The organism is Acaryochloris thomasi RCC1774 (assembly GCF_003231495.1).
In the GTDB taxonomy this organism is placed as follows: Bacteria; Cyanobacteriota; Cyanobacteriia; order Thermosynechococcales; family Thermosynechococcaceae; genus RCC1774.
Map to the genome: position 1 here is coordinate 1 of NZ_PQWO01000036.1, position 23,802 is coordinate 23,802.

Annotated in this window: 28 protein-coding genes and 1 pseudogene; 15 read left to right on the forward strand and 14 right to left on the reverse strand. The window is 46.0% G+C overall.

Features of this window, described 5'->3' with window-relative positions; all coding sequences use genetic code 11:
- A pseudogene (locus C1752_RS29145) lies at positions 1–242 on the forward strand (thermonuclease family protein); the annotation flags it as partial.
- 71 nt (positions 243–313) lie between these two features.
- Positions 314–1,006 carry a hypothetical protein gene (locus tag C1752_RS26075; protein WP_110988975.1) on the forward strand — a complete coding sequence of 231 codons (693 nt, stop codon included), beginning with the start codon at positions 314–316 and terminating at the stop codon, positions 1,004–1,006.
- Positions 1,007–1,080: 74 nt separating this feature from the next.
- Here the strand turns inward: C1752_RS26075 and C1752_RS26080 are convergent, their stop codons facing one another.
- Together C1752_RS26080 and C1752_RS26085 are read right to left on the reverse strand one after the other, a co-directional pair.
- Complete coding sequence (locus tag C1752_RS26080) at positions 1,081–1,491, reverse strand: hypothetical protein (RefSeq protein ID WP_110988976.1); 411 nt, start codon at positions 1,489–1,491, stop codon at positions 1,081–1,083.
- A gap of 389 nt (positions 1,492–1,880) precedes the next feature.
- Positions 1,881–2,102, reverse strand: a complete 222-nt coding sequence (locus tag C1752_RS26085; RefSeq protein ID WP_110988977.1) for a hypothetical protein — start codon at positions 2,100–2,102, stop codon at positions 1,881–1,883.
- Between the two features lie 97 nt (positions 2,103–2,199).
- On the opposite strand from C1752_RS26085, the gene C1752_RS26090 reads away from it, so the two are divergent.
- The gene (locus C1752_RS26090; RefSeq protein WP_110988978.1) at positions 2,200–3,222 is read left to right on the forward strand and encodes a lipase family protein; all 1,023 of its coding nucleotides are present in this window, start codon (positions 2,200–2,202) and stop codon (positions 3,220–3,222) included.
- A gap of 8 nt (positions 3,223–3,230) precedes the next feature.
- Here C1752_RS26090 and C1752_RS30130 read toward each other — a convergent pair whose 3' ends face one another.
- A complete protein-coding gene (locus C1752_RS30130) occupies positions 3,231–3,617 on the reverse strand; it encodes a DUF4113 domain-containing protein (protein ID WP_339373460.1) in 387 nt (128 codons plus the stop codon).
- A 573-nt stretch (positions 3,618–4,190) separates the two neighbouring features.
- Between C1752_RS30130 and C1752_RS26100 the strand changes: the two genes are divergently transcribed.
- Complete coding sequence (locus tag C1752_RS26100) at positions 4,191–4,901, forward strand: IS6 family transposase (protein ID WP_110988980.1); 711 nt, start codon at positions 4,191–4,193, stop codon at positions 4,899–4,901.
- Between the two features lie 77 nt (positions 4,902–4,978).
- Here the strand turns inward: C1752_RS26100 and C1752_RS26105 are convergent, their stop codons facing one another.
- Complete coding sequence (locus C1752_RS26105) at positions 4,979–7,966, reverse strand: ATP-binding protein (protein ID WP_146242450.1); 2,988 nt, start codon at positions 7,964–7,966, stop codon at positions 4,979–4,981.
- Between the two features lie 10 nt (positions 7,967–7,976).
- Entirely contained in the window at positions 7,977–9,011 is a 1,035-nt protein-coding gene (locus tag C1752_RS26110; RefSeq protein WP_146242451.1) for an ATP-binding protein, read from the reverse strand.
- 648 nt (positions 9,012–9,659) lie between these two features.
- Between C1752_RS26110 and C1752_RS28170 the strand changes: the two genes are divergently transcribed.
- Positions 9,660–10,073, forward strand: a complete 414-nt coding sequence (locus C1752_RS28170) for a DUF6006 family protein (RefSeq protein WP_146242452.1) — start codon at positions 9,660–9,662, stop codon at positions 10,071–10,073.
- A 319-nt stretch (positions 10,074–10,392) separates the two neighbouring features.
- Complete coding sequence (locus C1752_RS26115) at positions 10,393–11,343, forward strand: FG-GAP repeat domain-containing protein (RefSeq protein ID WP_110988983.1); 951 nt, start codon at positions 10,393–10,395, stop codon at positions 11,341–11,343.
- A 177-nt stretch (positions 11,344–11,520) separates the two neighbouring features.
- Here the strand turns inward: C1752_RS26115 and C1752_RS28730 are convergent, their stop codons facing one another.
- From C1752_RS28730 to C1752_RS26150, 8 genes are all read right to left on the reverse strand, one after another.
- Positions 11,521–11,670 (reverse strand): hypothetical protein, encoded by a 150-nt coding sequence (locus C1752_RS28730; RefSeq protein WP_158535227.1) that lies wholly within the window; start codon positions 11,668–11,670, stop codon positions 11,521–11,523.
- On the reverse strand, positions 11,670–12,092 hold the full coding sequence (locus tag C1752_RS26120; RefSeq protein WP_110988984.1) for a DUF7693 family protein: 423 nt from the start codon (positions 12,090–12,092) through the stop codon (positions 11,670–11,672). The genes C1752_RS28730 and C1752_RS26120 overlap by 1 nt, the downstream gene beginning before the upstream one ends.
- Before the next feature lie 12 nt (positions 12,093–12,104).
- Positions 12,105–12,893, reverse strand: a complete 789-nt coding sequence (locus C1752_RS26125; protein ID WP_110988985.1) for a RecB family exonuclease — start codon at positions 12,891–12,893, stop codon at positions 12,105–12,107.
- 105 nt (positions 12,894–12,998) lie between these two features.
- Complete coding sequence (locus C1752_RS26130; protein WP_110988986.1) at positions 12,999–14,015, reverse strand: ParB/RepB/Spo0J family partition protein; 1,017 nt, start codon at positions 14,013–14,015, stop codon at positions 12,999–13,001.
- A gap of 28 nt (positions 14,016–14,043) precedes the next feature.
- A complete protein-coding gene (locus C1752_RS26135) occupies positions 14,044–14,862 on the reverse strand; it encodes a ParA family protein (protein ID WP_110988987.1) in 819 nt (272 codons plus the stop codon).
- Between the two features lie 334 nt (positions 14,863–15,196).
- Positions 15,197–17,392 carry an IS1096 element passenger TnpR family protein gene (locus C1752_RS26140; protein WP_110988988.1) on the reverse strand — a complete coding sequence of 732 codons (2,196 nt, stop codon included), beginning with the start codon at positions 17,390–17,392 and terminating at the stop codon, positions 15,197–15,199.
- A gap of 44 nt (positions 17,393–17,436) precedes the next feature.
- On the reverse strand, positions 17,437–17,766 hold the full coding sequence (locus C1752_RS26145) for a type II toxin-antitoxin system PemK/MazF family toxin (protein ID WP_110988989.1): 330 nt from the start codon (positions 17,764–17,766) through the stop codon (positions 17,437–17,439).
- Positions 17,766–18,008 carry an AbrB/MazE/SpoVT family DNA-binding domain-containing protein gene (locus C1752_RS26150; protein WP_110989004.1) on the reverse strand — a complete coding sequence of 81 codons (243 nt, stop codon included), beginning with the start codon at positions 18,006–18,008 and terminating at the stop codon, positions 17,766–17,768. Before C1752_RS26150 ends, C1752_RS26145 begins: the two co-directional genes overlap by 1 nt.
- 452 nt (positions 18,009–18,460) lie before the next feature.
- Between C1752_RS26150 and C1752_RS26155 the strand changes: the two genes are divergently transcribed.
- The 7 genes from C1752_RS26155 (at position 18,461) to C1752_RS26180 (ending at position 20,956) form a co-directional block, all read left to right on the forward strand.
- Positions 18,461–18,676: a type II toxin-antitoxin system HicA family toxin gene (locus tag C1752_RS26155; RefSeq protein WP_110988990.1), complete on the forward strand. Its 216-nt coding sequence runs from the start codon at positions 18,461–18,463 to the stop codon at positions 18,674–18,676.
- The gene (locus C1752_RS26160; RefSeq protein ID WP_110988991.1) at positions 18,663–18,884 is read left to right on the forward strand and encodes a type II toxin-antitoxin system HicB family antitoxin; all 222 of its coding nucleotides are present in this window, start codon (positions 18,663–18,665) and stop codon (positions 18,882–18,884) included. The genes C1752_RS26155 and C1752_RS26160 overlap by 14 nt, the downstream gene beginning before the upstream one ends.
- Before the next feature lie 4 nt (positions 18,885–18,888).
- Complete coding sequence (locus C1752_RS26165; RefSeq protein WP_110988992.1) at positions 18,889–19,377, forward strand: hypothetical protein; 489 nt, start codon at positions 18,889–18,891, stop codon at positions 19,375–19,377.
- Positions 19,377–20,033: a hypothetical protein gene (locus C1752_RS26170; RefSeq protein WP_110988993.1), complete on the forward strand. Its 657-nt coding sequence runs from the start codon at positions 19,377–19,379 to the stop codon at positions 20,031–20,033. The genes C1752_RS26165 and C1752_RS26170 overlap by 1 nt, the downstream gene beginning before the upstream one ends.
- Positions 20,030–20,467, forward strand: a complete 438-nt coding sequence (locus C1752_RS26175) for an ASCH domain-containing protein (protein ID WP_110988994.1) — start codon at positions 20,030–20,032, stop codon at positions 20,465–20,467. Before C1752_RS26170 ends, C1752_RS26175 begins: the two co-directional genes overlap by 4 nt.
- A 61-nt stretch (positions 20,468–20,528) precedes the next feature.
- On the forward strand, positions 20,529–20,690 hold the full coding sequence (locus C1752_RS28735) for a hypothetical protein (RefSeq protein ID WP_158535228.1): 162 nt from the start codon (positions 20,529–20,531) through the stop codon (positions 20,688–20,690).
- A 116-nt stretch (positions 20,691–20,806) separates the two neighbouring features.
- Positions 20,807–20,956 (forward strand): hypothetical protein, encoded by a 150-nt coding sequence (locus C1752_RS26180; RefSeq protein ID WP_199464531.1) that lies wholly within the window; start codon positions 20,807–20,809, stop codon positions 20,954–20,956.
- Positions 20,957–21,102: 146 nt separating this feature from the next.
- Here C1752_RS26180 and C1752_RS26185 read toward each other — a convergent pair whose 3' ends face one another.
- Positions 21,103–22,035, reverse strand: a complete 933-nt coding sequence (locus tag C1752_RS26185; protein ID WP_158535229.1) for a LysR family transcriptional regulator — start codon at positions 22,033–22,035, stop codon at positions 21,103–21,105.
- Between the two features lie 122 nt (positions 22,036–22,157).
- Here C1752_RS26185 and C1752_RS26190 point away from each other — a divergent pair, with 122 nt between their 5' ends.
- Both C1752_RS26190 and C1752_RS26195 read left to right on the forward strand, forming a co-directional pair.
- Positions 22,158–22,883, forward strand: a complete 726-nt coding sequence (locus tag C1752_RS26190; protein ID WP_110988996.1) for an SDR family oxidoreductase — start codon at positions 22,158–22,160, stop codon at positions 22,881–22,883.
- A 49-nt stretch (positions 22,884–22,932) separates the two neighbouring features.
- Positions 22,933–23,784, forward strand: coding sequence for an SDR family oxidoreductase (locus C1752_RS26195; RefSeq protein WP_110988997.1), 852 nt, complete (start codon positions 22,933–22,935; stop codon positions 23,782–23,784).
- The last annotated feature ends 18 nt before the right edge of the window (positions 23,785–23,802 follow it).

Consider the following 23,802-nt stretch of genomic DNA (forward strand, 5'->3'; position numbering starts at 1 on the left):
TTATGCCGTGGGATTTTCGCAAAGGTATTCGAGCAAAGGTACAGCCGAAGCCAACCCTATCTGTTCCCAAAACTGCTACTCCTTCGCGGTCAGGATGCGATCGCTCTTATCCAGATGTTTGCATTCCTTCTTCTCCGCCTGACTTGGACTGTGGTGATATTAGCTATCGTCGTTTCCGTGTGGTTGGGGCAGACCCGCATCGATTTGATGGGAATCTTGATGGAGTGGGCTGTGAGCGATAGTTATGATTATGGACACGATTGATGTGATGGCTAGGGTAAGTTGACAACAGGCCAAAGAATTACTTCTGTAGATGAAACAAGACTTTGATCCGAGCGACAACCTCAAAAAAATTTCGCTCTACACCTTTATCGCTTTTCTATCGATCAGTGCATTTTTTGCCATCGCTAGCGTATTGACTGGTAGGTTCGGGGAATTTGAGCTGAAGGTCTTGATCACGACCTCTGTGATTGCCATTGCTAGTATTTGTTCTTTGTGTTGTTCCGCCTACTCCAGTCGGAAACAAAATACTGTTCCTAGTTACAGTGGCATTGCACTGGCAGGTGCTTCTGCCGTGATGTTGATACTGGGTGTGTGGGCAGAGATTGCTGCTGAAGGGTATTGGAAAAGCACAGCTATTCTCAGCATTTTCGCATTCGCATCCGCACATTCGCTGGCTCTATTAGCTGTGCGCCTGAGAGCAGAGCACGCATGGGTTCAGTTCGTTACAGTCATTAACATCTTCACATTTGCGACTGTTATCTCAGCGACTATCCTTGGCGAGATCAGCAACGAGGGGAACGTTAAATTTGTCACTATGCTTGCAATCCTTGCGGCACTAGAAACGTTAGTAATTCCTATCCTGGGGCGATTAGTGAAAGTAAAGGGGTCTCAAGTGAGAGAAGTTCTATCCCTCACTAAACGGGTAGATGGAGCCTATGAAGACAAGCATGGAACTCTTTATGAAGTAAAAAAAATATCAGACAAGCCACCTGGAAGTATCTAGGTCATGATTGATTTAAGGAACTATGGAACTTGCCGGATACTGTTCATCAAAGGCCACTGACTGATTGCTGTCCATCAACTAGATTTACTGCTCTTGTCCTTAGACTGATGATGGGGGATGAACCAAACGAGTGAGGCAACAACAAGGTCAAGGATTGAATGATAAATATTAAGATAGGTTACTTCACCTGATACTCTTGAAACCTCGACTAAATCCATTTCTAATCCTGGCTTAGCCAAACTTTCAGCAAGTTCTTCTAGAATTCTTCTCTCAGATAGGACTCTGTTGAGAGTTGTAAGGTTGATAATAGCAAACACCAAAAAAGCGACAATGAGAATCACTCTGATTGCTACAGGGCGTGTCGCCTTTTGCGCTGCTGTCACGAAGCCTAGAATTCCGATAGCCAAAGTAATATAAAGGTTCCATAATGCCTGGAATGCACCAAAGCGCTCGTAAAGAAGAGGAAGAACATCTGTTAATTCCATACCGGAGCAATAGAGAGTTCTACAGGGGAATGTCTTCTTCTCTCTGGCTTGAGAAAGAATTATGCAAGATGGAACAAAAATTTAGGCGTTGCATGGTCGAAGTATAAAGCAGTATCCAATCTCTTAACCTATGAAGTGTCCAGATTGATACTCCTTCATATCTATAGAATGACACTATGACCTCATTGCCGGTTGATTGTATCGTTTGACGGTATTTTGGACCTGAAGCTCTCTGATGTCCTATTAGCTTCAAAACCCACCATCAAGACTCCTGTCTTTTGGAACTATAACGATGACCGGAACACCTGCTTGATTGCTCATTGAGTGGCTCTAAAGATCTTTAAAGTGTCATTGAAGGTTATAGGAAAAGTGACTTTGGATGCCTGTTTTTAGTATTCAGCTCTGAATAGGCTGTTTCGCAAAAACACAATCATTGTTTCCATGAGCTGCACCCGTTTAGGTAGCTGCTCTGGCTGCCTAAGGAGCGAAACACCTAAGTTTTCGTCCTTGATGCGATTGAGAGTATAGAGAAAAATGTGGAAGAATTGATTCTTTGAGGTCGAAATCATATAGATCTGTAGATAAATCTGACTTTTCTTATCGAAATTCATTGATTCATCTGTAGGCAATCTTTTTAATGAAATACTTGAATAAATATCATGCACTTGGATAAAGAACTTTTAGATAGAGGTGGAAGTATATATTTCCATGAATTCTAGTAATAATACTTTGCAAAAACTTGTGCCACCTTCCGCAAGTGTAAATGATGTGAATGGGATTCTTCCACCTGATGAGGGATTTAGCTACTTTGATGCTTATGATCAATATCCATTCCTGCATTCAGCAAAGCAGTTTAAAAAAGTCAATGCATGGCGGCTGGCTGATTGTGCATTGCTAGCATACGCCCATGAGGATTTTTCTAAGCGGCAGTTTGAGAAGTTTGGATTGCAGAAGTTTAGACTGTTTTCTGGGAATAGTACTCAATGTCATGTCGCTAGCAATGATCAGTTCTCAATTGTTGATTTTCGTGGTACAGAGATAAAGAATTCCAACCTCATTCAAGATCTCCTGATTGATGTTCGTGCGAATTTTTCTGATTCCTCGCTAGGTGGGAAAGTCCATGATGGCTTCAAGGCTGCTCTGGATGAAATCTGGTACGGAGAAGATGGCCTTCTACAATACTTGCAACAGCTCAAAAATGAGTTTCAGGAGATGCATTTTTGGTATACAGGTCATAGTTTAGGTGCTGCCCTTGCTGTTCTAGCTGCTGGAAGGTTCAAGCATGTTCAGGGCATATATACTTACGGTTGTCCGAAAATAGGTAATTCAGCATTTACAAGTAATTTTGCCCCAACGAATAATTTCTATCGGTTCGTCAATAACAATGATGTGATTCCAGAGTTGCCCCTAACCAATCTGTGGGTTACATCAGGTACGACAAACCAATTGGGTGTACCTATCCCGTGGGTTGACTTTCATGCTCCAGAACTTTATCAGCAGGTTGGTTCTCTGATGTATATTGATCAGGCAGGTAAATCCTCAGAAATGCCTAGTTCTCAGGCTCAGTTAATTGATCGTTTTGAAGGGATTGTTAATAATGCAAAGGATTCTGTTGTAAACCTTATGTCAGCACGCCTTGCCAACTTGCCTGATAGTTTTGTAGATCATGCTCCAGTCTTCTACGCAGTGCATACACGTAACAACTTTATTGATTCGCTTGGGGCAGGATAGCTACTATATCACCGCACCACCGGCAACTCTTCCCACCGTGTTGTGAACGCCGGCGTACACCGCTCCCGCTTCATGGCCCACTGTTGGCTGCAGCCCTCGCTAGCAAAGAACACCGCCCGCCGTCCATAAATCCGATTGAGCTGATCGATCGCACTCATGAGTGCTACAGCCTTTTCGCTATCCCTTCGGTAAAACAGATTGCCCTGCATCGCATTTGCCTGGGAGATATCTAAGAGCATCACCCCCGCCTTTGCATAGCGCGGCCCCTGCTTGTAAATTCTCCGTAGCGCTTGCCCTGCCGCATTGATCAGCTTGCGGGTGTCAGCCGTGGGAACTGGGAACTTGGCTAAGGCTGACTGGTCGTAGTATTTGGGGTTTATGGTGAATCGGTACAGGAAACAACGCTAAGCCTGTAACGCCCTGACAGCAAGGAATACAGGCGCTAATTTTGGCGTATTTTTGAAGGCGCAAATTGCTGTAACCCTTACTGGTTATGCAATAGAAGGTTTTGCATTTTTTGCTTTTTGTTGTATCTGGCCTGTAATCCCTTTCAGATAAGGCTTTCAGGGACTATTCCTGAATTTGGCCTTCATTTTCCTGGAACTCATAGTCTGTTGCTCCAGAGTATCTTAACTACTTTGGAGCTTTACTCAACAATGCCGATTAATAATTTATCGATCCATTGTCTTGGGTAAGTACTTCTAAGAAAAAGCAAATCTCATTATGTCTACTTTTTATGCACTTTTACCCATCATTTTTTCGTATTTAGAGCTTGAATATGTTGATGTTCTCACTGTGTGAGAGGATCCTTAGAACAAGTCATGTCAACTCTTGAGAGACAAAGTAAATAACTTACTTGAATCCGTAGAACTCTTTAACTACAAGTAATACGGCTGTGTCGCAAAAACTGGGGCAGATCGCCTAAGGCTGTAATCTAGAGAGTCAATCTATCGCCTCCTTCTTCCGACATGAACCCTGCTGAACCGTTCAAGTGGCGTCACTATCAAGCCGAGATTATCCTGCTCAATGTCCGCTGGTACTGCCGTTATCCTCTGAGCTACCGGAACTTAGAGGATATGATGCTTGAGAGAGGACTGGAAGTTGATCACAGCACTATTAATCGCTGGGTTCTCCACTATGGCCCTGAACTTGATGATCGGACTCGCCCATACATCAAGCCCACCAACGATTCTTGGAAAGTGGATGAGACTTATATCAAGGTAAGAAAGAAGTGGATGTATCTCTACCGGGCCATCGACTCGGACGGCAACACCCTTGACTTCCTGCTCACTGCTCGACGCAATGCCCCTGCTGCAGAGCGTTTCTTGAGAAAAGTGCTTCTCAATGATTACACCCAAGACCCTCGAGTGATTAACGTTGACAAGAACCCAGCCTACCCTAAAGCGATTGAGAAATTACAGAAAGATGAAGACTTGCCGGAACGCTCGAAACTCAGAGCAGTAAAGTATTTGAACAACTTGATCGAACAAGATCATAGATTTATAAAACGCCTAACTAAAGCAGGGATGGGATTTGGCTCGTTTTATACGGCTCGTCGCACTCTCAAGGGTTTTGAATCAATGAACATGATCAGGAAGGGACAGGTGAAGGGCGTTGAGAAAAGAGATGTCATGGGACAGATCTCTTTCATAAACAACATCTTCGGAGTGGCGGCTTAGTCCTTACATTGAGTTATGGTTTCTTGTGCCCATGCTGAGTATTTGCGACACAGCCCTTTTTCCTATTATTTCTAAAATCACTTGGGATGGCTATAGCTTTTGAAGCAGACCCATCGTCGCATGAGTTCTACGTTATAAGAATACAGACCATTCTGTTGAGAAATCACATCATGGTGAATCAGTCTTTCCAAAGCGGAGCTGATATTCTCTGCCTCAAGATCCGTTTTCTCTACTAACTGGGCTTGAGTCATAGCACCTTCCCTAAGCTCATAAAGTAGCTCAATTTGGTTGTCAGGTTGCGTCTCTGAAGCTTGCATCCAGACACCATTAAAGTAGGCATTAGCCTCTCGATAAAACTCTGGAGTATTAACCACTGCTTCAATATCCTCAAGAAAAAAGCATCTCTCACGTTCGAGTCTTTCTTCACAAATCTGACGATTAAACAAGGTTACAAGAGAATGACAGATAAGTTGTAAAAGATAAGGTTGTCCGTTTGATAGAGTAATTATCTCGTGAACTGATTCAGGTGTATAGTCAACGTCGAACTCTGGAGAAGGTTGAGTGACAAGCTTCTGAGCCGCGACATCAGGTAAGAAACTAACTGGGATTGATAATACACACCTATACAAGCTACTCCAATAGTTCTGGCTCATCTCCTGTAGCGTATGTAGGCCAGCAAAGGCGATGGTGAACCAGTTATATGTTTGAATCAGTCCACGCAGGAAGTCTAAAATCTGAGGACTAAATAGGCCTCTTGAAATATTGATTTCAATATGCTCAAACTCATCTATCGCTACAATAAATCTTTGCTTTTGATTGAATTTATTAACCTGTCGAAAGAATTGGTTCAAGGCATTATAGGGGCTTCGACTAAAAAAATCTGAATATTGCGGCTCTTGCATCTGATTTTGATGTTCAGGTAAGACACTTTCATATACTCTTACAGCCAATTCATACAGCAGTTCATTCGTGTTTGTATGCCCGACCAACAGCATATTGAAGTCAATAATTTGTATAGACGCTCCGAATCGTAGCTTCATATTTTGAAGGATTGAAGACTTACCCATGCGCCGATGGCCATAGAGCACTACTGATGGACAGTGCTCGGAGTTGCCCCAAAGCTCTTCCAAGTACTGCATAATATCTTCTCTACCTACAAATAAGTCCCCAGTAACAGGTGTACCGACGACATAGGGATTGACTACAGGCTTGAGAATATTTGTGCGTCCTATCTTACCTCCAGCCTCACTGATAAGCCTGTGCCACCGATTGAGAATTGTCTGCAATAGCGTTTGCTCAGGATTAGCAACCTCCGAAACAAGATACTCACTCAAATTATTAAGAGCCTCATTCGCTCTTAATAATGCCGCTGCACGATTTACGCGGCTAGTTGCATTTATGAAAGTTGTTATCTCTAAGCTGATTTCTCTCAGCGTTTGGAGTGCAGCTAGAACAGTAGGCCGGATAGGATAGTTGCTGGGTTGAAATACCCCAAAATGTGCCTCTACGCCAGACAGCAAATCAATCGTCCGATAGCTGAGTAAGTCCGCCATAAGTTCAAATGACCACTCGATCTCGTTACCGCCTTGATAGCTATTCAACTGACTGTAAATAGGCCGATAGTTTGGCAAGTCAAAATCTGTTGAGCGGCTGATGTTTATCTCCGAAAGTGCGAGTAACATACCAGAAAAATGGGTTAGTGGTGTCTCTCGGCGATCTTGCAGAATGCAGGTTGATGAATATACCCTATGCTCGAAAATACAGCATGGTTTCCTGAAGTTACAGCTCTTCCATTGTCCGCTCAATTCACTCAACAGTATTTCTCCAAGCGATGAAATTTTATCCCACGCATCAGTCGTTTCTGGAGGGAAAACATAGATGTCCCACTCTGGTTCAGTCAAAAACTGGTACAAAACATGCAGGGGAGCAGTATGGTGATGCAGATATCGTTTGACCGGCTGGTACACAACCCAACGCTGGAAAGGGTTGCTGAGCAGTTGTCCAATCACAGCTATCTCTTCTTGCTTGTAAAGAAGAGTTTGAGTTATACAGCGCTGGGTACCAGGAAGTGGAATCACGGACAACGCATCCCACTTAGCAGGGTGTTTCACCCCCAGTCGAGAACTAAATAAACTGAGTGGCAATTCAACAATATATAGATGAAATCGCAGTGTCAGCAGGATTGCCACCACACCATCCAATAGGCCCCACATCCAGTCTCCAGAAGACCTACCTATGGCAACACCGATAGCGATACAGATAGATAAGCTGACACAAATGCCTCTACCAAGACTGATACCTGCTCCTATACCTCCACTCGCGGCGAGACCCGCCATCACACAAAATAACAAACCTCCAAATGTATTATCTTCAGGATTACCACCTGCCCGTGACATGCTGTTGACTATGACAAAAAGATATCCAGCAATAAAGCTTGTTGCTAAACCAACAGGAGTAGCAATCACTATTCCGAGAATCCCGCCAACGACCAAGGCAATAGACAACCATATCAATGCACCAAAGATAAGTGGAACTTGGTAGGCATTCGTGATGATTTCCCAATTTAGGGCGATACTGGGCAGGACACCAAGTATTGAAGCAAGTATGAGTCCTCCTGCAGTACCAGAATTTACTGCGACGATCGTGCTAGCTGATGCACCTCGGGCAAAACCAACTCCAATGCCTAACACTCCGAAAAACACAATGAAAAAAGATGCGCTGATTGCTCCTCCTGCAAGGAGACCTTGTAGCCATCCCAGCCAATTTGCCTTCAAAGAAGTGAGTGCGGTGATAGCCAGTATAAGTGGAAGACTGAGTAGAGCCGACACTAAACAAGCAGTACCTGGGATAGCAAGAAATAAACGATTGTAGGCAGAGGAGCGCAAAGCTTGAAAGATATGCGAACCTGGTCCAGCTCGATACAAACTAGGATCAGCTTGATAGAGATATTGTTTGAGGCAACTAGGACGAAAGTATGCCCAGAATGCAAGTTGTAGATAGTGCAAAGGGTTTAGTAGGCTCAGTTGCAGCGGTATCCGATACTGGTATGTTGGGAAAGTAGGCATATTGCTCGCATTAGTTGGTATAACTTCGATAGAGCTGTGCTGCGGCTTGCTGCAGACGGGCCGGATGGCCATCAGTTTCAGAAATCAAACGTTGGATCTCAGCCTCAGTAAATTCGACTTCAGTTTCACTGAGGCGTTTTCGTAAAAACTGACTAGCAATTTCGGGAGTAAAGTTGCCAACCATATAAGGGCGACCAAACAAACCTGCTAAGGGTGAGGTCATCACAGGTGAGTCAGGAAAAAGTAAGTCTAAGTTAGTACGGCTGGCAATGACCAAAGAGAGAGGAGCATCAAAACCATCAGCAAGTCCCCGCAACTCAGATCTCTCGTCTCCAGAAAATAGGTCTGACCGGGTCATCTTCTCAATCTCGTCAATACATAGAATGTAACGACGTTGCTGCAAAGCTCTCTTCAAGGCAAACCCTCTACAGGTTTTGATACCGAGAGAGTAGCAAAGAGACTCGAACAAATCGTTCTCACCATGAACCCACTCCATGTTGATAAGAACAAATCCATAGCTTGAGAGTGAGGGTACCCTTGGACCTTTCTGGCAAATCATCGAGAGTATAGAAGACTTACCAATCTCTGACATGCCTACCAATGATACGTTGCAGCCTTTAGCTAATTCTACAAAGAGCTGTCCAAAAAGGTCTACACGGTCAAAAAAGCGGTTCTCATCAGTTATTCGTCCCCGGTCACCGAAAGGCAAATCTGCAATGGTGGCTTTTACAGAAAGCGGGGAAATTCCTGAACGCTGAGCCATATGCTCTTCTCTAGCGACAGACCATTGGGGAAACCGTTGTGCCCAAAGCCATTGATAAGCTTTCTGCCAAGGGCTTTCTCCCTTCGGATACCGCCCAACAACGTTTGCTTCATCCGCGATTGAATCTCCTAAGCAGCAACCGGACTCAGCTAAAACTCGACAGATGACTCTTAGGTTATCTTGGAAAATCTGAACTGGATTATCTGAAATCCAAGAATGACTTAATGATTGAGCAATATCAATGTTCTTCCACTGTTTCTTCTGTGGATCAAAACGAGCCATGAAAATATCACGCCTCTTGCCGGAAAATCCATATAGATCAACCATCTCAGAAATGAATATGTACTCAAGACTGCTTTGTCTAGGGGAGAAGTTCATAAGCGGCAAGAACCTCAAAGCATTTATAGGTCCAGCATAAACCTAGAATGACGCAAATCAAAAGCGAGGAAACATCGATCAACTTAAATTCTATTTGTTTTCTATTTTGCACCTATTTTATATATCTACAAGGCTTAGTAATATAGATTTTAAGATGAGTTTCATGCACATATTCTCAGCATAATAGTGAGATACTAAAGCTTTAAATTAGTCTATAAGAATATAGTTGATTGAAGAAAATGGGATTTCTAGAATCTGTAAATATGTAAAGTATTAGCAATTGTGGAGATTGTATCATACAAAATAATAATGTTGATGTTGGAAACGGAAAGCGTAACAGATTCCCAGCCTATACTCAAAAAATATCTATCTTGTAAGTTCCTGCGAATTCACGACTGAATGATCTTGGGCTTGAGATCTGTTACGGTTCTAAGAACCAGAATGAGGGCCTAGAAAATATATTGAGCCTTTTACCTTCAGCAACCATGCTGTTATAGGTTAAATGAATTATTTAGTTCTAACCACAGTATTTTGAAATAAGGAGACATATTGATGAAAATAAAATCTTGGGTATTCAGCCTTGCTTGTAGCTGTATATCTTTATCTATTTTCGCAATGATACCAACGCCAACCTCAGCAAATATTAACTCAGAAAGAGCTATTCAGGAATGGTCTGGGAATTGGGACTGTATTATTGATGGCAGACCATCAAAAATTTCATTTAATTATGATTTTGGCAAAGGATGGGGTATTAGGTTTAGTGACAATGGAGGTCCTTGGAAGACTCTTGTTGCGAGGCGGTTAGATTCTAATGACCCACCTGCAGATCGCCCAGGAAATCTCTTTCCACTTAAATATGCTGATGATGGGAATCATTGGCTACTAATACTGCATGGAGGTAGTCGTAAGGCTAGTGGATATACAACTTGGAATAAAACACCCTATGGACTCCATTGCCAGAAATGATAGCTCTTAGCGGAGTAGTTCAAACCAGGAGAAAACTTCGGACTTAGTAAAATAACTTACATCTACAGTCAGACATAGGTTTTAGGGATTTATCACACACAAAAAGTGTTTCGCTGGCCGTCTGGAAGTTAAACCTGCCAACGAATTGCTGATCTGTTTGTTCAGGCTGTATGACTTGAGCTGGTGGAAACGATCCATTTTGAGAAAGGCTCTGCAGCCTTTTTATAGAAAGGCTTCCAGAAAATTTTAATGCCTGCGGAATGTAGAGTATATGGCATATATTTTGATGATGTTGTCTAATCAATTTTAGGATATTAGAATGAGATCGATTACTCAAATTAATACGTTCGCAATTTCATTTATACTATTTTACTCTTGTCACCAAATTATATACGCACAGGATAAAAATCCTATTAACTTGATATATCCATCTAATTCAATTTATAGATCTGTTCAAAAGCGTAGTAATGATCTAAAAATAACTAATGAGAAAGGTATATTGATTAAAGCCCAAGCTAAAAAGACAGGGATTATTTTTGCAAATCTTTCACAAGGAAGCGAATTCTCTAGCAGTAGAATGCAGCTAACTGACATTCCTTTTTATGGCTTGCATGGTACATATTTTGCTGATGCGACTGGTGATGGGCGAGCTGATGCAATCGTCGTGAATGATGACAAGGTTACTGTGCGTCGCTCCGATGGGAGTAACTTTACAAGCAATGAAGCTTGGACTTCCAATCCTTATTACGGTAGCCGAGGAACATACTTTGCTGACGTAACTGGTGATGGACGAGCTGATGCAATCGTTGTGAATGATGACAAGGTTACTGTGCGTCGCTCCGATGGGAGTAACTTTACGAGCAATGAAGCTTGGACTTCCAATCCTTATTACGGTAGCCGAGGAACATACTTTGCTGACGTAACTGGTGATGGACGAGCTGATGCAATCGTCGTGAATGATGACAAGGTCACTGTGCGTCGCTCCGATGGGAGTAACTTTACGAGCAATGAAGCTTGGACTTCCAATCCTTATTACGGTAGTCTAGGGACATACTTTGCTGACGTAACTGGTGATGGGCGAGCTGATGCAATTGTAGTAAATGCAGACAAAGTTACTGTACGTCGGTCTGATGGAAGTAAGTTTATAGGTAATGAAGTATGGGCTACAAATAGAGATTTTCCTCTTCACAGAAGTATCACATTCGCTGACATAAATGCTGATAAATTAAGTGACTTTTTGGACTATCAGTCAGGCCCAATTTTATATTAGCAACTGGTTTTAGGTTTCCAATCCTGTACATCTGAAATATCGTCTAGCTTTCTTTAGCTTTATAGTGAACTGACAAATCAAGCAGTTCTGATTCTTATCGTTGTGAAAAGTAACGACATTCTTGTTCTTTTGACACGACAAGTTCAGCCCCCACATCGAGATAATTATCCGAGTCACCTAAGCTGATCGCCGCTCCAGCCAATAGTAAAGCGCAACGATCGCAACCATCCCTGCGAGACAACCCCAGGCGGCAAGTGGCATCGGAGGTAGATACCAAGCCTCTGGTACTGAGATCGCATCTCTGGCTTCTTGGGTGTAGGGGTTCATTACAGGTTTTCCAAAAGCATCTGAAATTGATTCTGTTCCTCTTCACTCAAGAGAAATTCAGGATCGACTTTCCAGTCACCGTAGGCAGCTCGCCTGCCTTCAATAGTTACAGATTCGATGTAGTCGAATGTGCCTGGATCATCTATGAACAAACTGATCTTGTAATCATCAATCGTAAAATCAAATAGATCGCCAGATACGCAGCTCAAGAAAAAAGTATCAAATACTGCCTGGGCGTTCTTCTCTCCAGATATCATTTTTCTCAGGACTTCTGCAACCTCTCTCGGGCCAACCTGACAGTGAGAATGTTGCAGATCTGTATCAGAGTAAAGCGTAGGATCATTGAAATCAGGTCGTTCACTACTAAATTTTTGACTCTTTTGCCATTGAGTTAGTAGTAACGATTTTAGTATTGATTTCATTTGCACGGCTCCTTACAACGGCAACAACAACTGCATCCCCTTTGGCTTCCTGGCCGTCTCCGGCAACGGCTCCGGCACCTCACGCTTCGCCGCACAATACCTTTCGTAACTACAGCGATCGCACTGCTGCCCTTCCTGCGGTCGCCACTCCTCCTCCCGATGGAGCTGCATCGCCAGATTCTCAATCAACCGCTGTGACTCCCGGCGATGCTCCGGCGTTACTTCGTAGGGCTTCTTCTCCCCAGACCTCAGATAGATTAAACTCAGCTTCCGCAACGCCTGCCCGTAGACCTGCTTTAGCAACAGATCATAGAGACCCAATTGGATATCAATGGCATCTGGCGGACTCATCTGTTTAGTCGTCTTATAGTCAATCAGCTCTAAGCCATCCTCAATGTAGTCCAGCCGATCATATTGACCCCGCACCACAAATTCGATGTATCGAACCTGGAACTTACCTTTGATTCCCTGCTCCACACCCAACGGTTTATTCATCGAAGGGTACGGCTCAATAAACTGCTCAAAGTACCCTTTGAGCATCGACCACCCATCATCAACTTGCTTACTGCTTAGATCCCCTGTGTGGGCTTGCCACATCAACTCAAACCATTCCAAGGAAGGTTTGGGGTGCCCATAGTTCCAATCACCGTAGATGTCCTTTAGTGCCGCATGGACAGCTTTACCCAATGCCGGTGAGCCAAAGGCTGACTGCTCCTTGAGTCCCCGCTCATAGCGAAAGTAGTAGGACTGCGGACAGCTCTTGTACAGGTTTAGCCGGGTGGCAGAGATGGGGTAAGCCATTCACTATGCACTGAGACAGTCTACTGTCATTCTAAGACCATATATCAGTTTAGCCTCCATGCCATTCTTGGGCTAACAACAGTCCTTTTAGAAGAAAACAAGATTTTACTCATCCAGTTCAGCAAGGATGTCTTGTAATTTCTTTTCTAATTCAAGTATCGATTTTTTGAACTTTGTTTTTTGCCGCTTTGATAATTTGGATATTTGTTTGGAACCAATGGAATCTATTCGTGAATGTAGCTTTGTTATTGAGTCAACTGCATTAGTCTGAACTGTTGGTTTGGCTTTCTTCTTCAATGCGGCGAGGGAGAGCTTATTGCTCACCGCTTCGTGTAGCAACGAGGCTCTGAGTTTTGGATCCTCTATCCTTCCTAGAAAAATAGCTTTGGTGTATTCAATCTTTCCAGAGTTATACGCTGCAAGAACTTCAGTCGGTAGTTCAAGTAGAGGCAGTCTTGAGGTGACAAAGGTTTTCACACCTAGCTCTGGAGCTGCTTCAATAAATGTGGACTCAATTAATGACTTAATACCTTGATCTATTTTAGCTTTACCCTCTGCTGCATTCTTGTACCGATACAGGCTACGGATAGTCTCCTTTTTTGTTTTTCCTAGCACTAGGGTTAGTAGGTATAGCAATTCCTCTGTATCATCAAGAGCGTTTAAGCTCCTTCTCCTCGTATTTTCAACTCGAGATAGTTTGACTGCGGTGACATCATCAACTTCTGCGATGTCTACCTTGATCTCAGTGAGACCTGCTGCTGTGGCTGCATCCAGCCTGGTTTCACCTGCAATTAGACGTAACGTTCTATCTTTAAGTCTTTGCACCCAGATGGAACCAAGAAAACCGAAACTTTTTATACTTGCAACTAGATCGTTAAATGCTTCCTCATCCCTTTCTACTCTTGATTGGTATGGCCTTCTCTGAATCTCAGAGATTGATACTACCGCTTGTGATAGGTTGTTTTTTCCAACCAGTTCTTCTAAATATTTTTCTGAGTCCGCTAGATCTTTTTCTAGTTGTGAAATTTGTTGTCGAGCGTTGTCTAAGTCTTTTTGTGTTTCTAGTGCTTTTGAGCTTGTTGATAGGAATGATGAGACTTTCGGACGATTTGTTGTGGCCATAATTAAATTAGAAGATCATTCTTCTAAACTACTTGTACAAGTCGAGGACAACTTTTGTTAATGGCTCAAAGTCTTTGTTCGCGGGATGCTTTGGGCGATATAGACTGAGTGGTGCGATACCTCGATTTGAGGCATTCTCGAATTCGCTCGAATAGCGAATTCCATTAAAGCAGCGAATATCTTGAGCACTAAGTACATCAGAGATTTCCTGGTAGAAAGCTTTCTGATCAGCATTACTTGCTACTTTCATGGGAACACCGCCAATGATTTCAGGGGGAGGTTCTAAATCGAGTGCTTCCGCTTCATTTCTAATCCACTGCAGTAAGGGGTCTATCCCTCCAAGCTTTGCTGACATAGGTAATGGCATGACAATATGCGAGGCTGCAGCTAGTGCTGAAAAACTCAAAACATCCATAGAAGCAGGAGAATCCAGTATGACTAGGTTGTAGGGGAGTTTGTACTTTTTTAGGTTCTTGCGAAGAATAAATTCCCTTCCTGTACGGCTAGGAAGATCTAAAGCTACAGACAACATGACATCTCCCCCGAGACACACATCAAATTTGCCCTTAGTGTTTACCCATTCAGGAGTAACAATAGGGTAGTTGCCTGAAAAATTGCGATCAAAAATTGCAGCCGTTGTATCATGTGGCGCGAGGTCTGGAGGTAAGCCACAAAACCGAGCCAGGGAGCCGTTTGTATCCAGGTCGATGAACAAGATATCTAAGCCATTTGCTGCTAATTGATAACCTAGCTGTATTGCTAAAGTTGTTTTGCCGACACCACCTGCATTTGCAACTACCCATAAGATGTTCTGTTTTGAGCTATCAAGCTTCTTTTTCCTTGGCATTGGAGTAATCTCACCAATAAATTCATCGAACCATAATTGAGAAATAGATTAGAAGAACGTTCTTCTAATCTATTTCTGGTTTGCTTTGTACCACTGCTATTCAACGAATTGATCTCTGTATTCAGTTGCGTCTTGAATTGCCTTTTAAATATTCGAGGGTTGCATCATGAGGTCTTTCGCAGCTCATCGTAGTGCATTAGGTTCTTGGTTACAAGCAGGATTTCCAATTTTTGGCCACGACTACACAAGGTATTCCTTCGAGCATCTAGTTGAAGAAATTTGCTGCTTGCCACCCTACTGAGTAATCATCCAGTTCAGGGTTCGCCTCTATCTATCAGAGAGTCTGAGGGATCTCGTCCAACTCAAGCTCTTTCAAGGTTTGATTCACCTGCTTTAGGTCAAATGCTTTCGGATCAAACTCACTCCCGATCCATTCTTTGCGCTCCCTGTACTCAGGATGCCGGGAATTCTTCAGGACCTTCAGCAAATGAGCATACCCCCAGTCCCCACCACAGTCCTCCGGTGGACAAGCCTGCTTTCCGGCTAGACACACCGTATAGGTTTTCTTAGGAGCACTCGCTAGCCTCTTTTCCACCTCGATCTCGTGCTGCCACATATCGCCAAAGTCATATAGGTAACTGAATGAAAACAACTCATCCCCAAACGACTCCGCTAAAGTTAGAGTCTCGTCCTCCTCCTCCTCACTGATCGAGAATTTGTGAAGATGGTAGCCTTCCCAACCCATCACAGCCTGCACCACAGAATGGAGCTGGGCCAGCGTCATGCTCTCAGGGACTTGAACCCGTCGCCAAACCTTAGGTCGGACTCCCAACAGCGTAATTTTCAATTGATAGACGCTAGACACCGCATTCAAAGGCACATCCACAGCCTTTCCCTGGTGCATATCCAAAGATTCCTCTAAAGAGGCCAACTCAAGCATTTGCTCCAGCACATCGTACTCACAACGCACCCTACAGTCATCTAACTCCGCGATCATCTCAATCTGCCAGAATATGTCGCCAATGATTTCCGATATTTCATCCTTGTCGTGATAGGTCAGTGTTAGTAAGTACTCATTGCCTCGGGGCTTCGTCTTCTGCCCTTGAACATAGCTGAACACCTGCCGCTCAATCTCCTTGCGAACCTTCGCCTTCTTTCGCCCCTCCACCCAGAGCTTGAAGAGCACCTGAACTTCATGCTCAGCAGACGACAAGCCAGACTCCAGATCGACGAACGCTAACCCAGGAGAATTAACTTCTTCCCTCTCTTGAGACTGCATCTCTGGCGGCTGTTCTTCTCTAGCAATCTTCACCCCAAACATTTCCGGCATTCCATAGGCCAGATCGAGCATTTGCTCCAGTGCCTCAATATTTTCCTGCCACAGCTCCGCGAAAGTGATGTCTCCACTATCCAGCTCCGCTTGGCCCAGTGGCTCCTTCCCCGTTAACTTAGCTAATCCTCCCAGCAGTCTGCGCTGTTTGCGATCCAAGGACTTCGCATACACCAACTCTTTTGCCTCATCTTGTACCCGATAGAACGCCGCCACCGCCGCCTCTTGCTCCGCTCCCAGCGTATATCTCCTAAACGATCTCTCATCAGTGTGTCCCGTCAACCGCATCGCATGGGCTGGATCCATTCCCTTCCGCAGCATCTCCGACGCCCCCGTATGCCGCAGCCGATGGGGATGAAGATCCTCAACACCTGCGATCCCTCCAATCGCCTCCACCATCTGATAGACCCCGTGATAAGAGAGCCGCTGGCCGCCCCAGCCCCGATGTTGAGAGACAAATAAAGGTGAATCGACCTGTAACTCCTCCCCCTGCTCTCGCCGCCATAGCAGGTAGTTAGCCACCGCATCCTGACCTGCCACGTTCAACGGCACCATGCGGGGCTGCTTATTCTTCGACTCCGTAATCGTGATCACCCGCTCATTGAACGATCCTATGTTGCAGGCCACTACCTCCCCCGCCCGCATCCCGTGGGCCAAGAGCTGCAGCAGCGCCAAATCTCTTACTTGAGTGTCCCCGCGCTGCTCCACCGCTGCCCACACCTTCTCCATCAGCTCCTCAGGAATGTCCTGGGGCATGGGCACTGGCAATCGCTCAAATTTGACCCCTGCTGTGGGGTTCTCCGGGCACAGTTCAGGGTGAAACGTACTCAACCACCTAAAGAAGCTTTTCAACGCCGTCAGCGCCGCATTCACGCTGCTCTTAGACAAAGCCTTTCCGGGTTTAACCTCCAGCTCCAGGAGATACCCCTTGTACTGCCCCAGATGCCTGAGCTTCAGCTCCCCCCAACTGGCGTGGGTCCAACCCAGAAAGCGTTTCAACTCGCGCTCATAGAGCTTGAGGGAGTTTGCCGCTAGATTGCTACTACGAAGAAACTCCTGCACCACCGGCCACCGGATATCAGCAGGTGCTTCAATCTGTTGCGGCCTCCCCCGCCGTCGCTGAGACGATACTTCCTCCTCCGCCACCGGAATGGCCACCACCTTCACTGGGGGAATTGATTGTCGAGACTGTGCCTTCATCTTTCTCTAGCCATTGAAACCAATGCTGTACAAACCAACGCGCATTAAAACAGAATCGGCTTAATGCGACGCAACACATCCTGAAACAATAAATCAGGACACTCACAAATAAACTGCGCCTTTCTGGCCCGGAAATCAAGCGATCGCAACTGGTCCACCATGATCACCCCTGTCACAGCCTCCCCCTCTGGGATAGCTACATAAAACGGATTTTGACGCTGGGTGTTACTGACCGGACAGACATAGGCAAACCCCATTTTCTGATTAAAGCCATCGTGGCTGATCACCAGAGCCGGACGTTTCCCCATTTGCTCATGCCCAGCCTGGGGATCAAAACTCAACCAGATGAAATCTTTTCGCTTTGGAAGATACACTACCAAACCTCATTCCCTTGGGGATGCCCCCAATCCACCTCCGACTCAGGTGCCTCTGAGACCTGGGCCAACAACTCATCTAAACTTAGCTCCGGCAACGCTTGAAGCGGCTCTAAAACCAACCGCCCCTCTTCCACCGTCAACTCCAGCGCATCATTAGCCTGCAGGTGGAGAGCCTCCACCGCATATTTCGGAATCCGCACCGCAAGGGAATTACCCCACTGTCCCACCTGTGACTTCATCTCAAACCAACCCATAACTCAACACTGACTAGGATACACATAGTATATCACTCTATAAATATAAAATATAGGGCTAATATCTTGGCTATGACTAAACTATGACAAATAAGCATGGTAGGATACTATGGACATCTCAATGTCGCTGACACCATAACTTTGCCGCTGCGGCAACATTATGCTTTCAAACTCTGGATTAGAGGGTCGTAATTCTGAAGACGTGAGATCTCACTACGAGAAATTAGGGGTTCTAGCGATTTTGAACTCAGACTTTCGGCAAGCTTTTGCTTTCAAATCAGACTTCTGGCAACATTATGCTTTCCTTGAAATGCTTCCATCAGTAGTTTCTCGACGGAGGAATGAAGCTTTCAGCCTTCAAGCGGCAAGGTTATGCTTTCAATTTCTGAAAGGTTATGCTTTCAACGACACTCAAACCAATGCGGTGAGAGGATCGGATGCCGAAGAAGATTCGAGAGATCAAGGCTATGCTCAAAGAGGCTGGGTTTCTGGTTCGCTCAGGCAAAGGGTCACATAGCAACTGGAAGCACCCCCTGCTCCCGGATGTGATCACGGTGGCCCGCAAGGATGGTGCGGATGCGCCGCGCTATCTGGAACGAAAGGTGCTCAAGGCTCTGCAGCAGTTGGAGGACTTACCCCATGACTCAAACTAAGTATCGGATGGTCATTGAATGGTCCGATGAGGATGCTTGCTTTGTGGTGTCGCTGCCGGACTTTGAACGGGTGACGCAGCCGGTGACGGATGGGGCCACCTATGAGGAAGCGGCTCGACAAGGGCAAGAAGCGATTGAGTCGTTGATGGATTTTTATGTTGAAGAGGGGTGGGTGCTGCCTGTCCCTCAGACGTTGCAAGCAGCTTAAAGAAATGGCGAGGGCCATCTCAGAAAAGTGTCGTCGTTGCGCCAAGCTCTCTGCTGCTGAAGCAAAGGAAAAGGAGTGTTGGGTGGGGCAGCCGTGCCATGTCCGTCGCCACGGGTACCGGAATCGCGATCGCTACAACAAGCAGAAGAAACAGAAGTATGCGATCGCAACCGGCAAGATAGTTCCAGAGATTACAGTGGCTGTACCTCAGAACCCTGCGGCCATCCTGCATCTCTATCGAGAGCGGAAGGATGCACCGCTCCATGCGATCGCCGCTGAGCTATGGGTGGGTGGGAAGCAAGTTGCCAAAGTTGAGCCTGTACATTGTCTCGGATGGACGGGTTCTCAGGCGAAGCAGTATTCCAAGAACATACTTCAGAGCTTTTCGGCTCAGCTTGAAGATTGCCTGCTGGAGCGGTTTGAGTCTCAAGTGGAACTGAATCCGAGTCAGTGCCCCATCCGTCCTTGTCCCTTGCATCCGGGGATGGGCTGATGGCTATTGTGCAGCTTGAGTTAAACCTTTGGGAGCAGCTTGCGGTTGCGGAAGAGAATCCCGAGCAAACGGATGTTGAGCAGTTGTGCCTGGGTTTGGATCTGATGCTGACTCAGGTATCGGAACGGCAGCAGTTAGCGACGGCGGGTGAAGCGTTTCTTCAGATTGCCGAGGTATTTAGTCGGCGGGCAGATTTACTGCTGGGGGACTGGCGGCAGGCTCATAGTGAAGAGGGACCAGTCTTAGACCTCGATGCGCTAGAGGGACTGGTGCGGCAGTCGATGTCGTTTGATTTGGATGATTTGATCGCGGAATCGGAGCCGGTGACACGCCGGACGTTTCCCAAGGATGAAGTGGAATCTCGCGTTGCGATCGTGGAAAAGGAGGTTCTGCTGCAGGAGCTGGATCTGCAGGAGGCTGAGGATGTTTTTTCGGTGGTGGAAGAAGAGGATGTAAAGGCGTGGGTGGATGCGATCTCAATCGCTCTGGGGTCAGGGAGCAAGCGGGTGTCATTATCTGACTTGTGGGTCAAGCTGGGGTTGTCGGCAGGAAGAGTCTGGTTGGCTTTGTTATTAGGGGGCTTCCGTTTAGAGGTCGAGGGTGATTTCTATATGACTCCGCAGCAGCAGCTCAACCTGAGTGTGGGGGAAGTATGAAATGTAAGCAACCTCTCGCTGTTATCACGGTTCATCGCCCTTGGGGATATGCGATCGCGCATCTGGGCAAGGATATTGAGAACCGGAGCTGGTGCCCTCGGATTCCGGTTGGAAGTTTTCTCGCCATTCACAACGGTATGAAATGGGATGCCGATGGGGAATGGTTGCTACGGCAAAACTATGGCGAGAAGCTTCCCGATCGCAACAGTGACCCCGCTGGTGCCATTGTTGCGATCTCTCAGTTTGACGGTTGCGTAAGGGAGGGCGAGTCACCTTGGTTCGCTGGGCCAGTGGGTTGGAAGTTGAAGGATGTGGTTGCGATCGAGCCAGTGTATTGCAGAGGCCAGCAGGGGCTGTGGTTTCCAAGCGCTAAAGACTTAAATACTTTGAGGGAAAATTATCGTCAGTCTAAGACAAGCTTGGCGAAAGTCTGAGGATGCGATGCTCCGACCGCCCTTCGGCCATCGCACAGCAGCTCGATAGGGCTGCGGGAAGATGAATCTGCAGAAGCTTAAGAAAGTGCTGAAGCTCTCCTATGGCAGACTGTGGCTAGGACTATTGCTCGGGGGCTTTGTGCTGGAGTCGAGTTGCGATCGCTTCTATGGGGGGAGGGTTATGGTTGGACTGGGTGGTTGCGATCTCATCTCCAACACCTAGCGATCGCGAACTCTCTGGGTGGAGAGTGCGATTCTGCGAAAGTCTTTAATGAAATTTTCTACTGAGGAACTGAAATTCGCACATAAATCTAGTTGGCGTTCAAAAGGTTTGGGTAAATGGCGAAGTTCTGCCTCTTGCTACTAACCCTTAACCCAGACCTTTTGAACGCTAACCTGGAATTTGATCGAAGTGGCTTCATCGAAAACCTTGACGAAGGCGATCCGGAACTGGTGTACTTCAAACGATTACGCGATAATGCCACATAACAACGCGTTGAACCGGAGCGGCGATTCACGCGGCTTTTGAGATCAACGTCAACCGTTGGCCCGGTTAACGCAATCGTTAAACAGCTTCAGTTATCGGTGAGGGCAGTTCTTGGAGGATACTGGTGGGGTACTCACCAACTCCTGCTCTAAAGATGAGTACAAAGCTCAACAATTAGAGATCGCAACCATTCATGAGCCGTATCGCGTTGTTTGCGGTCGTGCCACATCATGCGGACATGAATCGGATCATGATCCAGCGGTAATTCTGTCAGATGCAGTGCCTTAGCAAAATGACTATGCTGCACACTGCGGTAATTGATTGCTGCAATTAAATCTGAGTTTGCCAAGATTGCTGGAGCCAGGGAAAATTGGTTCACCGTCAGCATAATGCGGCGTTGCAGTCCTTTTTCGCGGAGGATGCGATCGATAAACCCCGTGGCTTCTCCAGTGAGAGTGATTAGCAGATGATCGGCTCGCACAAATTGGTCTAGGGTTAACTTGCGTTTGGTGAGGGGATGTTGCTTTCGCATGGCACAAACGTAATGGTCTGTGAATAATGTTTGGCTTTGCAGTCTGGGTTTTGAAGCAAACAAAGCTCCCATCGCTAAATCGATTTCGCTTTGCTCTAACAAGGCAGGTGCATCAATATTCATGCTGGGAACGAAGCGCAGATTGATGCCGGGTGCCTCTTGGGATAATTGCTGCACCAATGGCAGCGCGAAGAGGCTTGCCATGTAGTCATTGAGGGCGATTGTAAACGTGAGCGTAGAAGTAGCTGGATCGAAGAGAGTTGGCTGAGTCACCTGGCGAATATCTGCCAGACCGTTGCGAATCGGAGTCCAAATGGCGATCGCCTTTGGCGTGGGCTTAACACCGCTCGGCACTTTGATAAACAAATCGTCTTTAAAGGCTCGACGCAGCCGATTCAGGGCTTTGCTCACCGCAGGCTGAGTTGTGGAAAGCTTCTCTGCTGCCCTAGTCACATTCAGTTCTGCCATCACCGCATCGAAGACCACCAGCAGATTGAGGTCGATTTCTATTTTGAGCGGCGGGTTCATTGCGTCATGCTTTTTAGTCATAACGTTTATATTAATCATTCATTAGACAGCATAATAGATTCCCCTTACTGTGGAGACATGGGGAAATAAAACAACAAGTAACGCCCCAGCCACAAGCATTTCAGGCAACTTAGGAGATTATTATGTCACTTCAAGGGCAAAATATTGTGATTGTCGGCGGTAGTAGTGGGATCGGGTTTGAAACGGCACGTTTGGCACTTCAGCAAGGCGCAAATGTGACAATCGCCGGACGGTCTGAAGAAAAGCTAGAAAAAGCGAAGTTTCATCTGATTGGGAATGTGTGGACTGTAGTGGCTGATGTGACAGACGAGACATCAGTGAACCAGATTTTTGAGAGACTCGATCAGATCGATCACGTTTTCATTCCGGCAGGTGGATTGAGCATGGGCAAGATTCTCGATACTGACCCGGATGAGTTTCGTCAAGGATTGGAAGAGCGGATTTTTGGCGCTCTTTATGTGGTGAGGGCAGCGGTTCCTAAAATGCCGAAGCATGGTTCGATTACGCTGATTTCTGGAGTCCGTGCCGATCGCCCCATTCCAGGTACAACGATGACCACTGTAGGCGTTGCAGCAGCAGAAGCCCTGACGCGTAGTTTGGCTTTGGAACTGGCTCCCATTCGAGTTAATGCCGTGGCTCCAGGCTGGACAGATACACCGCTGGTCAGCAATGTGTTGGGCGATAACTACGACGCAGTGATTCGTTCCGTTTCTGAAAAAATTCCAGTCAAACGCATTGGTAAATCTGAAGAAGTAGCAGAGGCGGTCATCATGCTAATGAATAACGGCTTCATCAACGGCGAAGTTCTCCACATTGATGGCGGCGAACGCCATGTTTCTGCGGCGTAAGCATTGATGTCATTACAAAACTAATCTCAAAGATACCTTGGAGAAATCTATGTTTCTAATCACTGGTGCAACAGGTAATAATGGACAAGAGATTGTAAAACAACTGGTTGCTGCCGGACAATGCGTGCGGATATTAGTACGCGATCCGCAAAAAGCAGCAGATTTACAGGCTTTGGGTGTTGAAATTGCCACAGGTGATCTTGATCACCCTGACACCCTCGATCGAGCATTCGAGAGTATTGAGAAAGCCTTGCTCTTGCCTGCCAATTCTCTTCAACAAGTTGAACAAGAACAGAATTTCATTGATGCAGCGAAACGCGCTGACACCATGCACATTGTGAAATTCTCGGCAGCAGGTGCGGATAGGAATTCCCCGATTCAGATTCTCAACTGGCATGGTCAAGCAGAACAATATCTGGAGCAATCGGGAATTCCCTTTACCCACCTGCGACCGGTCTTTTTCATGCAAAACCTTCTGCAATTTGCCGCACCAACCCAAAACGAGATTTATCTGCCCTTTGGTGATGCCACTGTAGCGATGGTAGACATTCGCGATATCGCCGCCGTTGTAGTCAAAGCGTTAATCGAACCCGAACACGAGGGCAAGGCTTACACCATTACCGGTGCAGAAGCTCTGACAATGCATCAAGCCGTTGATCGCATTTCCCAAGTACGTGGCAGACCTCTACATTACGTCGCTGTCACCGCTGAGGGATTCAAACAGGGCTTGTTGCAATGGGGACAACCAGAATGGTTAGCAGGTGCCTTGAGCGATCTGTTGGCAAGCGTTGCCGAAGGTAGACAGTCAGCAGTGACCACTGCGATCGCCGATGTCGCCCAAAAACAACCTATCTCATTTGCTCAATTCACTCAAGATTACGCTTCAGCTTTCAAAGGTTAATTCTCAAATAGTAGGTAT